The sequence below is a fragment of the Pseudochrobactrum asaccharolyticum genome (genome assembly GCF_003314995.1).
Taxonomy (GTDB): Bacteria; Pseudomonadota; Alphaproteobacteria; order Rhizobiales; family Rhizobiaceae; genus Pseudochrobactrum; species Pseudochrobactrum asaccharolyticum.
This window is the reverse complement of the sequence record NZ_QNRH01000004.1, coordinates 70,090-85,617: the sequence shown is the minus strand read 5'-3', so window position 1 is coordinate 85,617 and position 15,528 is coordinate 70,090. Positions and strand designations below refer to the sequence as shown.

At 51.0% G+C, this 15,528-nt stretch carries 10 protein-coding genes and 1 pseudogene; 7 read left to right on the top strand and 4 right to left on the bottom strand.

Annotation, left to right across the window (positions count from 1 at the left end; all coding sequences use genetic code 11):
* Window positions 1-13: 13 nt before the first annotated feature.
* Window positions 14-730, top strand: a complete 717-nt coding sequence (locus tag DFR47_RS11585) for an extensin-like domain-containing protein (protein ID WP_113944983.1) — start codon at window positions 14-16, stop codon at window positions 728-730.
* Between the two features lie 69 nt (window positions 731-799).
* Window positions 800-1,825 (top strand): annotated as a pseudogene (locus tag DFR47_RS11580) (bifunctional transcriptional activator/DNA repair enzyme AdaA); the annotation flags it as partial.
* Between the two features lie 45 nt (window positions 1,826-1,870).
* Here DFR47_RS11580 and DFR47_RS11575 read toward each other — a convergent pair.
* The 3 genes from DFR47_RS11575 to DFR47_RS11565 form a co-directional block, all read right to left on the bottom strand.
* Window positions 1,871-2,416 carry a DUF924 family protein gene (locus DFR47_RS11575; RefSeq protein WP_113944590.1) on the bottom strand — a complete coding sequence of 182 codons (546 nt, stop codon included), beginning with the start codon at window positions 2,414-2,416 and terminating at the stop codon, window positions 1,871-1,873.
* Window positions 2,417-2,599: 183 nt separating this feature from the next.
* The gene (locus DFR47_RS11570) at window positions 2,600-3,928 is read right to left on the bottom strand and encodes an MFS transporter (RefSeq protein ID WP_113944589.1); all 1,329 of its coding nucleotides are present in this window, start codon (window positions 3,926-3,928) and stop codon (window positions 2,600-2,602) included.
* Between the two features lie 635 nt (window positions 3,929-4,563).
* Window positions 4,564-6,645: a TonB-dependent receptor domain-containing protein gene (locus tag DFR47_RS11565; RefSeq protein ID WP_245416555.1), complete on the bottom strand. Its 2,082-nt coding sequence runs from the start codon at window positions 6,643-6,645 to the stop codon at window positions 4,564-4,566.
* A gap of 392 nt (window positions 6,646-7,037) precedes the next feature.
* Here DFR47_RS11565 and DFR47_RS11560 point away from each other — a divergent pair, with 392 nt between their 5' ends.
* Window positions 7,038-8,441: a glycosyl transferase family protein gene (locus DFR47_RS11560; protein ID WP_147245542.1), complete on the top strand. Its 1,404-nt coding sequence runs from the start codon at window positions 7,038-7,040 to the stop codon at window positions 8,439-8,441.
* A 55-nt stretch (window positions 8,442-8,496) separates the two neighbouring features.
* On the opposite strand, the gene DFR47_RS11555 is transcribed toward DFR47_RS11560, so the two are convergent.
* On the bottom strand, window positions 8,497-10,056 hold the full coding sequence (locus tag DFR47_RS11555; RefSeq protein ID WP_113944586.1) for a D-aminopeptidase: 1,560 nt from the start codon (window positions 10,054-10,056) through the stop codon (window positions 8,497-8,499).
* Window positions 10,057-10,305: 249 nt separating this feature from the next.
* Between DFR47_RS11555 and DFR47_RS11550 the strand changes: the two genes are divergently transcribed.
* From DFR47_RS11550 to DFR47_RS11525, 4 genes are all read left to right on the top strand, one after another.
* Window positions 10,306-11,613, top strand: a complete 1,308-nt coding sequence (locus DFR47_RS11550) for an MFS transporter (protein ID WP_113944585.1) — start codon at window positions 10,306-10,308, stop codon at window positions 11,611-11,613.
* 66 nt (window positions 11,614-11,679) lie between these two features.
* Window positions 11,680-12,462 carry an aminoglycoside adenylyltransferase domain-containing protein gene (locus tag DFR47_RS11545; protein WP_113944584.1) on the top strand — a complete coding sequence of 261 codons (783 nt, stop codon included), beginning with the start codon at window positions 11,680-11,682 and terminating at the stop codon, window positions 12,460-12,462.
* A 940-nt stretch (window positions 12,463-13,402) separates the two neighbouring features.
* A complete protein-coding gene (locus DFR47_RS11535) occupies window positions 13,403-14,563 on the top strand; it encodes a helix-turn-helix domain-containing protein (protein ID WP_113944582.1) in 1,161 nt (386 codons plus the stop codon).
* Between the two features lie 432 nt (window positions 14,564-14,995).
* Window positions 14,996-15,493 (top strand): hypothetical protein, encoded by a 498-nt coding sequence (locus DFR47_RS11525; RefSeq protein WP_147245540.1) that lies wholly within the window; start codon window positions 14,996-14,998, stop codon window positions 15,491-15,493.
* The last annotated feature ends 35 nt before the right edge of the window (window positions 15,494-15,528 follow it).

Sequence of the window (15,528 nt, the reverse complement as noted above, 5' to 3'; positions counted from 1 at the left end):
TTTATCACTTTTTATGCTCATAACCATTTTCGCAACCACTCCGGTAATAGCGGGATCTGTCCCCGTTCCGGCCATAAAACCCACTACCGAGCAACCTCAGGCCACATCGCCTTTACCAAAGCCAGAACCAAAACAAAGCCCTGCCCCCGCAGAACCGGATACGCAAAAATCCGAACGGGTTTATCAGGCGGCTTGCCTGCCTCTGCTGCAAAAGGAGATTATCGGTAAAGTCCTTCCGCCGGTTCAGGACGGCCAGTGCCAGATCAGAAGTCCGCTTGAAATTACCGCTTTCAGCCAACCTGTTGCCATAGAACTCGATCAGCCGGTAACAACAAACTGCACCATGGCTGTTGCGCTCAATGAATGGGTGCAGCAGGCCAATAGCCTCGCAAAAACCCATCTTGGCAGCGATATTAAAACCATTGGCACCGGCTCGCATTATCAATGCCGCAATGTCAATAATGGCGCAGGTCGTCGTGTCTCAGAACATGCTTTTGCCAATGCGCTGGATGTCATGTCGTTTACACTGGTGAATGGTGAGACGACCGAGCTTGCAAAGGACTGGAACGGCAAAGACAAGCAAAAGCAGTTCTGGCGTGCATTACATGCCAAAAGCTGCACGCTTTTCATGACAGTTCTGGGGCCGGAAGCAGACGAAGCGCATAAAACCAATCTGCATCTTGATATGGGCTGTCATGGCAAATCCTGCACCTATCGCATCTGCCAGTAATCTGATGTACAGAAAAATAGACGCCCGATTTTCGGCGGCACAGTTCACGAACCATGATAGAGTTCAGCTATGCTATTCACATTACCAGATCCGAAAATCCTCTATCAGGCCCTTCTCGATCGTGACCAGTCCTATGACGGCCATGTTTTTGTCGGCGTCACCAGCACCGGCATTTTCTGTCGCCTGTCGTGTCCGGCACGTAAGCCCAAATTCGAGAACAGCCGTTTCTTCGATCATCCTGCGACCTGTATGGAAGCGGGTTTTCGTCCTTGTCAGCGCTGCCGCCCGCTGGATTACTTCCGAGGTAAAGAGCCGGTCGTTGCCAAACTGCTGGATTGTCTTGATGCACGTCCCGATCATTTCTGGTGTGAAGACGATATCATTGCCATGGATCTTGATCCTTCAACCGTGCGCCGTGCCTTTAAACGTCATATCGGCATGACCTTTCTGGATATGGCACGCCTGCGCCGCAAAGCCCGTGGTCTGGAAAGCATCGCGGCAGGACATTCGGTTATTGATGCACAGCTTGAAGCCGGTTATGATTCAGGCAGCGGCTTTCGCGAAGCAATCACACAGTTGATCGGCGATACGCCTGCACAACTCAAAGGCCGCGAACTGCTCAAAGCTGATTGGCTGGAAACGCCCATCGGTTCCATGCTTGCCGTTGCTGACCAGCACCATCTGCATTTGCTAGAGTTTTTTGAACGTAAAGGCCTGCCGAATGAGCTGAAAAAACTGCGCCAATATACCAAATCTTCAATCAGCTTTGGCCGCCTGCCGCCGATTGATCAGATTGAAACAGAGTTGAAACTCTATTTTACGAGCGGCTTTACGGGCTTTAAAACACCGCTGGCTCTCTATGCTCCGGCCTTCACCCGCTCGGTCTGGGATGCACTGCAGGAAATTCCGCTGGGGCAGACTTGTTCCTATGCCGAACTGGCAGAGAGAACCGGCCGCCCGGATGCGATCCGCGCCGTAGCCAATGCCAATGGCGCCAATCAGCTATCCATTATCATCCCGTGCCATCGCACCATAGGCTCCGATGGCGCGCTGACCGGATATGGCGGCGGATTATGGCGTAAACGCTGGCTGCTGGAGCACGAAAAGCGATGGCTGCACAATCCGCTGCCTGAGGCCAAATCAGAAGCCTTTATGGGTTTTCAGGAATTCAGTTTCTTCCGGCGTATTTTTGCGCCCAAGAACCGCATTGCGGTGCGGGAAACGACCAAATTCCTCAACAATATCGCGATGCTCTTTGGCAAAACCCAAGGCAAAATCATTGCCGAGCGCCTTGTAGAGCTTCACACATTGCTCCTGATCTTCCACGACTTCACTATGCATCAGCGGCAGATAAAAGAACTGGCGCGCCTTCTCATCAACAGCCTGATCATAGCCATGCTCCAGCGCATATTTTGACAAGGCGCAGGCCAGCGGATCACTGGCAAAAGCTTTGGGGCTGCCACGGAACATATTGCGCGGAAACTGGTCAAAAATAATCGTTAGTGCCAGAGCGCTTTTGGCATCCTTTTTCCAGTCTGCAAGCCCGCCTTCAACGGCCAGTTCATAGGCAGCACCGAAACGCTGCTGAATTTGCTGATCAAGATCATCAGAACGCACAAACCAATGTGCCTCAGTGGATTCTGAGAACCAAAAATCCAGAATGTCCTGCGGTGTTACCTGCGCCATTGATCATCTCTCCTGTTACATATGTACTCTAATATACATAGAGCAAATCCTGCCACTTACCAGTTCCCGATATTTTTATGGCTAGAGCGCATTCCGAAAAGTGTGAAGCGGTTTTCGAAATAAAATGCGCGTAAACAAAAAAGGAGCCGCAAGCGGCTCCTTTTTCTATCTCTGCCTGTCAGATCAGGAGGAGAATTCTTTGTCTTTGTGACCAAGAATAGCCAGCAAGGTTATGGCCGCTGCAACCAGCAGATACAGGCCCACATGTGCAAGGCTGTAGGTTGTTGCCAGCCATGTCGCAATATACGGCGCCAGAGACGCACCAAAAATACTGGCCATGTTAAAGGTCATCGAAGCACCGGTATAACGAACAGCTGTCGGGAATGGCGAAGCCAGAGCCGCACCGATCGGGCCATAGGTCATGCCCATCAGCGCGAAACCGATGATCGAGCACAAGACCGCACCAACAACACCTGCACTCAGCAGCGGCGCCATAACCAGACCAAACAGACCAATACCGATTGTGGTGAGGATCATGATAAAGCGGCGGCCAAAACGGTCAGACAGCAGACCTGAAACCGGAATCAGCAGACCGAAGAATGCAACACCAACCATCTGAATGAACAGGAACTGCTCACGGGTATAGCCCATACCTGCCTGCTCCACAGGACGGGTCGCCCATGACAGCATGAACACGGTCATCAGATAGAACAGCACGAATGTTGCCAGCGCCGAGAAAGTACCCAGTACCAGTGCACGTTTGTGGTCTTTGAAAACAGCGGCCAGCGGAACCTGTACGCGTTCCTGTTTATCCATAGCCTTCTGGAATTCAGGCGTTTCAGTGATTTTGATACGCACATAAAGACCAACGGCAACCAGCAGGATTGAACCTACAAACGGAATACGCCAGCCCCAGCTCATGAACTGTTCATTGGTCAGAGTTGCACCGAGAATGATGAATGTACCGGCAGAAAGGATGAAGCCGATCGGCGCACCAAGCTGCGGGAACATCGCATACCATGTACGCTTACCGGCAGGGGCGTTTTCTGTGGCGAGCAACACGGCACCGCCCCATTCACCACCAAGACCAAGTCCCTGACCGAAACGGCAAAGCGCCAGCAACAGCGGCGCAGCAACGCCAATCTGAGCATAGGTCGGCAGCAGACCGATAATAACGGTCGAGAGACCCATCGTCATCAGCGCGGCAACCAGAGTTGCCTTACGGCCGATCTTGTCACCGAAATGACCGAAAACCATAGCGCCGAACGGGCGGGCAAAGAACGCGATCGAGAATGTCGCAAAAGATTGCAGCATTGCCGAGGTCGGATCACTGGCCGGAAAGAACACGGCAGGAAACACCAGCACTGCAGCCGTGGCGTAAACGTAGAAATCGAAGAATTCGATTGTGGTGCCCACAAGGCTGGCAAACAGCACGCGTGCAGGCGAATTCAATACCGGAGCTGCCTTGTCATTTTTAGTGGCAGCTTTACCGGAAGCACCGGAAACACTCATTTTCTTATCCTGTTTATACAGGTTTCCGGCTGTAAAATGATCCAGTACGGAACCTGCAGAGATATCAATGCAGAACAACGTCTCAAAAATATACTTGTTCAGAAATATGGGACTGTGCCGAAAACCGGCAGGTCTACATATTATGATCGAAATGATTTATCCGATTAAAAGCAAGAAAACTATCCGAATTATCATTATTTCTTTGAAAAATTGCGCAAAACGCACGGTAAAATTTGCATATGTCACCGAACCATGCCTCTTTGCTAAATATTCTGATTGCGACAATGCAGTCCGGCCAAGTTTTCACAGGCGACGACAATCCGAGTCATCATAAATAAGTCGCAGAATGGTCATTCCTGTTTCATTGAAATTGAATATTCTGCCTGCGAACACGCTATTCGGAGCGTTCGTCGATGCATACGCAGCCACAAAATCACAGAGACAAAATCCAACCGCCATCCAAACGGATTAATTGCGGCGGCAGTTGCTCGTCTTCTATATGGTTACCCCGCTGGCTGGCACATGCATCCGGTAAAGCACGGCGTGACCGGTATTAATTCAGGTGTCTATTTTATAAAAGCAAAGCCCCTGTGCTGAACACAGGGGCTTTGCAATATTGATGATACAGCAGACAATCAGAATTTCGAAGTCATGCTGACCCAAAGACGACGACCATCAACGGAGGTGTTGAAATCACTCTCCTCAATGCGCTTATCGAACAGGTTGTACAGCGCGGCGTTGAAAGAGACATTCTCACTGAACTCATAGCTCGTACCAATGTCGAAAGTCATATACGCATCATATTTACGGGCAATAACCTTACCGTCTTTATATACAGGCTTACCGTTGGTTCCGATACGCGCACCGGCATTCGTTTCCGATCCGTGATAATTGGCAGCAGTCCAGGCAGACAAGCCCTCAACCGGTGTCATCCAATCCGCACGGATATTACCCATATGTTCAGGGGTACGAGTGAGTGGCAGACCATCAAAATCGCCCCCCTTCTGGCGGGAATGCGTATAGGTATAGCTTGCGCGCAAACGGATATCGTCTGTTGCTTCCCAGTTCGCAGTCAGTTCAACACCCTGCATTACAGCATTATCGATATTGAAATTTTTCCACAGACGGTAATTCGGATCCTGATCCCAATAAACAGGGTTACCATTTGAATCCAGAATCTGGCGATTGCTGATTTTGTCTTTGAAGTCGGTATAGAAATAGGTTCCGCCAAGCTGCAAGCCGTTCTGGTTATCCCACAAGGCAGCCAGCTCATAGCTTGTGCTCTTTTCAGCTTTCAGGCTGTCGTCACCGATAATAACACCACAGGTTTTACCAGTATAGCTGCAGCCACCACCGCCAGTTGTGTAAGCATAGCCCGGTGCAATCGTACGGATTTCCGGTGCTTTAAAGCCCGTGGAAATACCACCCTTGAATGTTACTTGTTCGTTTGCATGCCAAACCGCATAAGCACGCGGGCTGAAATGCGAGCCATAAACCTCGTGATCATCCATACGCAGACCACCGGTCAGCGCGAAGTCCTGTGTGACCCACCATTCATCTTCCATGAACAGCGCCCACTGACGGATATTGAATGTTTCGTCCAAATTATTACGGCGACCCGGATTCTGATCCTTCAGATGTGCGTCAAAATACTGCCCGCCAGTAACCAGTGTATGATCTCCGTAAAACTCGAACGGCGTCGTAAACTTGCCATCCAGCACAGAATTGCGGATTTCCGGGATACGGGTGTTTTCAATAATGGCTTGTTGTTTATTATCCCAATTCCAGCTGGTGCGTTTCGCCCATTCCTGCTGGAATGTAAATTCAGACGTTGTCGGCCCCCAACGGCCCACATGCGTCACCGACCAATGTTTACGATCATTGTGATTGTAGTTGTAAGCGCCGTTTTCCGCCAATGTATAATCCGGATTGGCTTCACGACGGACGCGGGTAATACCACCTTCAAGGAAGATATCATGATCTTCATTTGGTGTGAGGGTCAGTTTACCGGAAATGTCACCGTCGCGCTGTTCCTGCGTGCCATTCAAAACCTTATCTTCATTGCGCTTCATTCCGCGTCCCCAAACCTGGAGACCAGCCACTTCCGGCACCAAAGGGCCGCTGACATAGAATGAAGCCTGACCGCTGTTACCATAGCGGGATTTATTCTGAACCGTACCATCGACGGTCACTTCGCCATGCCATGCATCATCAACTTTACGGGTAATGATATTGATAACACCACCCATTGCGTCGGAACCATAAAGCGATGACATCGGGCCACGTACAACTTCAATACGCTCAATCGCAGAAGCTGGCGGCATATAGCTTTGTTCATAGCCGGAAATATTACTGTTTGTGCGGGCATCACGCGTACTTTGGCGCTTCCCATCAACCAGAATAAGCGTATAAGCACCAGGCAAGCCACGGATCATAATATCCTGACTGTTCGCCCCGCCAGTCACTGCCACGCCCTGAACATTTGCCAGAGCGTCTGTCAAACTACGGAAAGAGCCCTTCTCAAGCTCTTCACGCGGCACAACCGTAATGCTGGCAGGAGCGTCTTTAACATTCTGCTCAAAGCCTGTCGCCGTAACCACAATCTGATCCAGACGAATAGTACCGGCATCCGCTGCCGGTTGTTCTGCCTGCGCCTCTGTCGTTACAGTCTTCTTTTTAACGGCCTGCGCATATGCAGGCAGTGTCAGAGATAACATTGAACCGGCCAGAATTGTGCCACAAGCAAGTGCTGCCAAACGGCGCAATTTTACCTGTTTCAACACGTCAGATGCAAAAACTGCCTGAGTTTCCTCTTCCAAATGCCCGGTCTTTGTCATTTCAATTGCCCTCTGCCACAAATATGAGTTATTAACTCCCCTTATTGGTGACGTGTTGGCAGGTCAATCGCCATGTTTCAGACTTATTCCAACATCAGCTTTTTGCATTCCGCAAAGACAAGACAACATCAGACATAAATATGATGCTGCGTCCGGATAATGCCGAAAGAAACAGTTAAATACGGGTTAATACTGTGCCGGACGAAAAAAACACCACAGCAAACAACAATAATAGCTCTTTGCCCTCCTCCAGATTAGGGCAATTAAGACTGTTGATAGCTTTGGATACACTGCTGGTGGAAGGCAGCGTCCAGAAGGCTGCACAGCAAATGAGCCTCAGCGCTCCGGCTATGAGTCGTCTTCTTAACCAGATTCGTGAAGCCTTTGATGATCCTATTCTGGTGCGTTCCGGCCGCCGGATGATCCCTTCGCCAAAGGCTGAAAATTTGCGTTTACGTCTACGTGCTCTCGCAAATGAAGCTGAAAGTCTGCTGACGCCTGAGATAAATACCCAATCCCAGCCAGAAACCGGATGGCAGCAACCCGCTCTGCTGGCAACGCCGCCTCTGTCCCTCAGAGCGCCGCTCATCGGCGGACAGCCCACGCCGCAGCAGCTTGCCAATCAGCTTGCTGAGCTAAGCCAAAATCACGATCCTGTCCTGCGATTTTCCAGATTTTTGGGTATTCTTGGTCGCGGCGCCGGAAATAGTCGTCCGCTGACAATTGAAGAAACAGAAGAAGCTTTCTCTCTTATCCTGTCCGGGCAGGTCGATCCCATGCAAGCCAGTGCCTTTTTAAGTCTGATCCACTATCGCGGGACAGCAGCACAGGAACTCGCCGGAATGATCCGTGCGGCACGCAACCATTATCAGTTAAACACTGCCACAACATTGCAGGCAGATCTTGACTGGCCGGCCTATCTCTCACCCAACTCGCCCCGCGCACCTTGGTTTTTACAGGCAGCCAATCTCCTTGCGCAGGCAGGGTATAAAGTTGCCATACATGGTAGTAACGGCAGCGGCTCCAATGGCGGAAAAATTGAACAAGCTGCCTGCGCCCTTGATATTCCTGTTACGCACAATCTCTCGCAAGCAAACCACTCTCTGACAGGCCACAACATCACCTATTTACCGCTGACAGGTTTTGCCCCTGCACTTGCCTCAATGATGGCGCTTTACCCGCTTTTTGCTGCACGTTCTCCGGTCGGAGATGTTGTGCATCTGCTGAACCCTCTTCAGGCACGTGCCAGTCTGCTGGGGGTATCAAGACCAGCTTATCGGGAACTGCACAGGGATGCTGCCCGGTTAATGCAGGAATATGTTCAGCCAGCTCACAGACAGAGCAATCTGCCGGTACAACTCAATGTTCTGAGCGGCAATCGCGATGTGGCAGAGTTTTACCCCTTCCGCGTCACAACCCTGCTGAGCCTCACGGGTTCAGACAGCGCAGATATTATTATTAAAGCATTACAGGAACCGGAAAGTCTGCCGCGGATTGGTATGGATTCCTTTGAATATTGGCAGGCAATTTGGCAAGGCACTGCAATTGATCCTCGCCTTGAAACTGTTATTACGGCAACAGCTGCACTTGGTTTAATGACAATCAATCCTGATCTGGATTTTGAACATTGTCACAACAAAACCCGTGAATATTGGCAGCAGAGGAATAAAGCTTAAACCCCGCGTACTCATAATAAAAAACCGCCGGATATTCCGGCGGTTTTTTTTAATATCAGCGCTTTTTATAGCTCAAACCGCGGGCAAGCCAGCAGCCGATTGTAAGCCCCGTGATCGCACCTGTTGCATCACGCTCGGCAACGACAGTCCAGCCCCCCGGAGCCGGAGCATCCATGCCACGCTGGCAAGGCAGCAACCAGATATCCTCCGCAATCGCATAAAGCGGCTGCATCGGTCCTTTACCGAGAAAGCCTTCAAACGCTGCATAGGGTGCATTACCGGCAATTTCACAGACAAAAACCGCATCCATTTCCGCACAATAGTAAGAACCGGCAATATCCGCACGCCCCTCTCCGGAAACACGGTGCATCTGCACTGACAGATTTTCAGCTTCTCTACGCAAAGAAATAGCATCACCGTTTCGCTGCAAAATCATACCAGTTGACCGCAAGCTGCCATCCGTCTGCATTGCCATCATTTCCGGCGACGTCGCAAAACGTGCATGCACCTGCCCGTCCATTGCCGGTGCAAGGCTGAGGCTCAGCTTCGTTTGCGGGTCGAAATAAGTGCCATACCACTCCGCATCTACAGGCAGAGTTTGCGTTTTTGCTTTTTGAAGGCCCAAAGCAGCCCGCATCAATTGCTCAGCCGCCCCTGAAGCGCCGCCCTGATGGTTGAACATTGTAATCACCGAAAGGCGATGCTCAGCCGCATGGAAACGCTGACAACGCCAACCACGCAAAGCACCGCCGTGACCGGTAATTTTCACACCGTCAAAATTCAGATGGTTCAGACCAAAGCTGTAGCAGGCCGGTTTTCCGTCTTTATAAAATTGCGGGCGGGACAGGCGGTTATAGATCCCATTCTCATCATCACGTGTTGCGTCGATAAACTGATCCCACGCAATCATATCATCAAGCGATGCACAAACACCTGCATCACCGCTCCAATGAATATTGTTCACAGCTGGCGTAAAGCCGGAAACAATATTGCCTTCATAACCGACAGCGCCACCTGGTGTCACCGATGTATCGGGGAACAGGCCCGCTGTTTTCATACCTGCTGGCAGAAAAATGCGCTCACGTAACAACTCATCAAGCGAGCGGCCGGTTTTCTCTTCAATCAGGAAAGAGAGAAGACGGAAATTACCATTATTATAGGAGTAATGCGTGCCGCTTTCAAAATGGGTTGTACGCAGTTTACCCAGCAACTTGCGGGCATCATCAGGCGTAAATAGCCCTTCCGGATCAGCACCGCAGATCACAGTCAGCGCCCAGTAATCCCGCAAACCTGACTGGTTGTTACATAAATCAACAACCTTAGGACGCGCACCTTCAAAATCAGGCAAATAAGCTGCGAGAGCATCATCCAAAACGGAAGGTTCACCAAACGCATCAAGTAGCGCAGCGCAGGTAAATTCCTTACTGACAGAGCAAATCGGCATCAGAGTTGCCGCGCTCATTGGCACTCTTTTATCCAGATCGGCATAACCCCAGACGCGTTTTGCAATCACCTCACCATCTTTGATGACAGCAGCAACGCCTCCTGGTCCTTTATACTGATCAGAAAGACCGCGCATAACGGCATCAATGGCTGATTTATCAACGGCTTGCATAAGTATAATTCCCGCATTTTGCTATTTTGCCATCAGGGATAAGCCAGACATCTGCATAGCTCAAGAGGGATTTTCAGCCTTCCTTGTTACAGCTAAAAAAGAGTGCTGCCGGAGATTGAAAATACAAGCTATCAAAACAGTATTTTATAAAAAACCGTCTTTCATTTACTAAGTAATTAATAAAATTAGGCCATTGGCACGATGGGAACTGTTGGTTAGGCTTTGCTCCTCTTTGTAGGAGGGAGAATAATGTCAAACAGTCATGCCTTGATTGGTGAGGAAAACGAACAGATCGGACTGAAAACCCGCGCTGAGAAAACCAAACTAATTGCTGCTGCCGGTGTCGGCAACTTTCTCGAAATCTTCGATTTCACCGTTTATAGTTTCTTTGCTGCAATCATCGGCAGAGTATTTTTCCCGTCAGATAATCCGCTTGTATCCTTGCTGATCGCCGTTTCCGTCTTTGGCGTCGGCTTTATCATGCGGCCACTGGGCAGTATTCTTATTGGTGCCTATGCAGACCGTAAGGGGCGTAAATCAGCAATGTTGCTGACGATTATGTTGATGGCTGCTGGCAGTGCACTCATCGGCTTTGCTCCGCCTTATGAGATGATCGGCTGGGCAGCACCTTTGCTGATTGTCCTTGGTCGTCTGCTACAGGGCTTCTCCGCAGGTGGCGAAATCGGCGCGGCCACAACATTGCTGATGGAATCTGCTGGCAAAAATGAACGCGGATTTTTCGTCAGCTGGCAGTTTATCGGTCAGGGTTTAAGCTCCATGTGTGGTGCGCTCTTCGGCGCAGGCCTGACCTATTTTCTTTCGGATGAAGCACTCCATAGTTGGGGCTGGCGTGTCCCGTTTATCTTCGCCCTGCTGATCATTCCCGTCGGTCTTTATATCCGTGCGCATATCAATGAGACATTTGTCGGTGCGGAACATGACAGCACAACAGGCACTACAAATCCGGTTAAAGAGCTGATTACCACGCATTTTCGTCAGTTCATCATCGCTATTTTTATGGTGATGCCGATGACTTTGCTGATGTATATCATGGTCTTCTATATGCCGACCTATCTCAAAGAAATTACTGAGATGGACGCAACCATGTCTTATATGATCAGTGCTGCAACCAGTATTGTCATGATCATCTTTGCGCTTCTTGCCGGTCTTGCTTGCGACCGGCTTCCAAAGCGTAAACCACTGGCACTGGTGATTATTGCCATCAGCCTGATATCCTCATGGCTATCATTTCAATTGGTTACACAGTTCTGGCCGTTCTTTATCAGCCTGCTGGTAACCATCGCCGCGCTGGGAGCATTGCTCACGACAGGTCTGCTGATCATTATGGAAGCATTCCCGCGTACAGTGCGTGCCTCAGCAACTGCTATGACTTATGGGATTGGCGTGACCATTTTTGGTGGCACAGCGCAAATTGTCGTCACATGGTTGCTGGAAATAACCAACAAAAACCCGATGGCACCATTCTGGTATCTCGGCGTCATGTTGGTTATTGCATTTATCGCCTATGCGCTGTTCAAAGAAGAACGGTATATTTAATCACACGACACACATATCTATGGCGTATACTTGCGCCATAGATACCAATTCTGAGAATGTGCTACCATGCAGAAGACTGAGCCTGAGATTACAGCACAAACATTAGCAGCTTCGTCAATTTTAAAAGAAATCTTACAGGACAAACTACTCGGAATTTATATTCATGGCTCAGCTCTGGGTGGCGCATTAAAACCGCAGAGTGATATTGATCTGCTAACGGTCATCAAAAGCTCTTTAAATACAGAAGAGCGTACAAAGCTATTGACTGCATTAATGCAGCTTTCCGGTCGTCATCCCGCTCAAAACATTAATGAGCGCTGTCTTGAAGTTATGTTCTTCACACAAGCGGACTTAACAGCGAATGAATTTCCTGCTCGTGCTGATTTTGTTTATGGCGAATGGTTACGTGATAGTTTCGAAGCAGGTGAAGTTCCATTACCCAACAGTGACCCAGAATATACACTCGTGCTGGCACAGGCTTATAGTGAAGCATTCGCTCTTTATGGTCCGGCAGCACAGACACTTCTGCCGCAAATCACATCAGAACGAATCAAAGCTGCGATGCGTATTCTGCTGCCTTCTTTAGTGAAAGGTCTTCATGGTGATGAGCGTAATGTACTGCTGACATTGGCACGAATGCTTTACACAGCGACGACTGGTCAGTTTACAAGCAAAGAACGCGCTGCTTTATGGGCTATGACGTTATTGTCTGAACGTTCTGCAGATCTATTGTCTTATGCACGAATGGCTTATTTGGGTGAGATTACTGACTCTTGGTCTTTACGACAGGTTGAGGGTGTCGCTTTAGCTGATGATTTGTGCTGTCGGATTTCAGGTTTGTTGGGTTGAGTTGGAGCTTTCAGGCTTCTCCTCCCCTCTCCAAAGTTCAGACGTTGTTTATTGTTATCGCGGACAGACTGTAAACGCCCGTAGTCCTGTCTCTTTCGAGCAGGGATATTTTAAAATCTTATGGAGTTTGTTTGTGATTTTGGTTGCGAGGGCAGACTTTGAACCGTTCGTCGGGCAAACGATACTTAATCGTTTGCATTTCCTCCTTACCCTTCAGGTTATGAGCCTGATGTGGTGAGAGCGTTAACAAATCGATTGATTATCGATTTGAGCTCGAACGGGCTGCTCCAAAATGCGTTGCCACCTCTATGAGGATGAGGTCTGGATCATGGTTTCATTGTTTTGAGAAGATTTTGGTTGCGGGGGCAGGATCTAATCTTTACTGGCTGCCCGAGCAAGTAAAGATGGTTGCGGGGACCGGCGTTGATCATGACTTGCGATGCAGTGAAGGTCATCAATTGCCTGTCGGCGCAGCGACTAACGTCGCCGCGGATGCTAATCGACAAGGCGGCATTCTTTCGGTCCTCTTTCGAGCCGCCGCGTAGGACCTCATGGAGGTGACGCTCTGGGCCAGGCTCACGGCCGCTGCGCTTGCGTCACGATGGGAAGTAGCCGAATTTGAGTAGGAGCCCCCCCCAGAGGATACGTTCGAAAAGGTCACGGCGGGGGAGACGGGAGGCAGCTCGTGACGCACGTAATCGTCGACGTAGCCGAGATCACGGTAACCGACTGCCGATGGGCAAGATCTGATTTGGTGATTCTGGTGAGGCACCCTGTTTCTGAAAGGGAGAATGTCACCATTTTTGTCACCCTTAGTACAGGAGCGTGCGAGAATCCGCCTCCATAGCAGCTTCCGGCCGAAAACTTTGACAGAAAATGCCAAATTGATATAGATAACTATGTCACCCATATTGAGGCCACGGATGCAAAGGAGGCACCCATGGCGTTCAAGGCAGAACTTCTCCGAGAGAGGCTCAAAGCAGAGGGCAAATCGCGCGACGACCTCGCAGCGGCAATCAAGAAGCACAAGCGCACCGTGAGTCGCTGGCTGGCAGGAACCAACCCGCCCAAGCCCAAGGATCTGGAGGCGATTGCTCGTATTCTGAACTGCAAGCCTCAGGATTTCGATCCGTTCTTCGCTGACATGGGCTTGGGAGAGGTCTCGATCCAGGCCCATGTGTCTGCAGCATCCCACAACGCGTACGAACTGATGCGCTGGCGTTACGGGGTCAGCCAGAAGCAGATCATGGAACTGGCACCAGTTCTTTTTGCAGTCGTGGCGGGACACGCGCTAAAGGTGCCGGATCAGGATGAGGCGCTTGAGCGCGAGGCTCAGATGCGCGGCCGCGCTAGCACGCAAATGATCGGTGACCACATCGATCGGCAAGCCAGCAAGCTGAGGCGGTGCTTTGGTATTGCATCGCCAGACCCAATCAACGAACCCTCTCGGAATCTCTTCGACACCGCAATCCATAGGCTGTCCGTCCAGGCCGCCGACTACGTCGATGCCAGCTGGTATGTTGGCGCCGAGGCAGGAGATGTTCCGGGCGCGGCGGGATACATCCCGGATACGGACTTCCTAGCGCAGATCACGGACGGCGATCGGGCACTGGCTGAGGCAATCGTCAAGGGGCGCATCCGCCTGTCCACGGTACTGCAGCAAGCCAAGGAAGGAAAAGACCAGGTTTCGGTAAAGCAGTTCGCAGAGGCCATTCGCCGTGCGAACTCTGAAGGTATTGAAGAAAAGCGGAGAGCAGGCTTCAAGAAACTCCAGGCATGGCGGGCGTACTACGCCGACCTGTATCCGGAACTGGCCGAGGAGTACGACGGCCTTGTCGCGCAGCACTGCTATGAAGAAGGCTGGTACCCAGACAATTACACATCTGATGACCGCATCCAGAGCTGGGTGAATCCCTTCCACGAAGATCGGCACATCAACAGGGATACGCTCGTCGAGTTCCAACGCCTTCAGGCGGCAGGCACTGAAGAGGGCAGGATTGCGATCGTTCTCCCGCACGAGGATCCGATCTACCGCCGTTTCCACGAACTTCAGCGTCATCGTGCGAAAATCAAGAAGCAGTTCGAGGAGACTTGGGCATGATGTCGATCTGCGAGAACGACGCGTTCAGGCTCAGCACCCACGCGGCAACGCGAATGGCCCAGAGAGGTATCCGGCCCGAGATCCTTGACGTTGTCCTTTTGCATGGGACGCCTACGAAGGCACAGAGAGCCTGCGATGAGTTCAGCCTGCTGGACCGAGCAGCTCGGCAACTGGTCACGACAGGATACGACCAGAAGACGATATCTGCTGCGACGAAGGTGCGGGCGATCGTGGATAACGACGGTACGATCGTAACTTGCTACCACAAACGGAACGGTCGATCGCGAACGACCAGCCGAAATGCGCGCCCTCGGGGTGCCAAGCACATTTGACCTCCACAGCGCCTACAGGTCTGCTTTTCGTGTCGGCAGTACATTCGTCAATGACTCCGTCGCGCACTCTCTCAAAGACCAGCCAATCGAAGGAAACATCATGACAGCCATTATCTACCAATCGACAAAGTTCGACTATGCCCGGGAGCAGTATTTTGCGGTGGCGGGTGGGCACACGTTGCTTCGGCTAACCATTGGGTCCATCGGTGGACAAGTGGGGGGAGCGGTTAAGACAGCCACCACGAGTGACTTTGGGGCGGCGCCAGCCTATCGAGACCGGGAAGTCTTGATTAATGCCATGTGCCTCGGCGTGCAGAACCTCGGAGGGAGACCCGACGATGTGAGCATTGAAATAGATGGCAAAAGCCGCCGCTTTGGGGAAATCACATTGCCGGGCTCGCGCGAGCTTCTCATCGAAGCGCTTCAATATCTAGCTGAAGAAATGGAGCCTCACCTCGGCCGACCGCTGGAGCACGCCCACGATAGCGGATACGGCGATCTGCGCGAGCTTTACGACGACCTGTGTCACGTCGAAGGCGAACCAGTGTATCTGTCGGACGGTGTGTACCTGGGGTCTGACGGGCGCCTGTTCGAGTAACAACGCCGAAATGCTGGCGTCCCTCCGTCACAAGA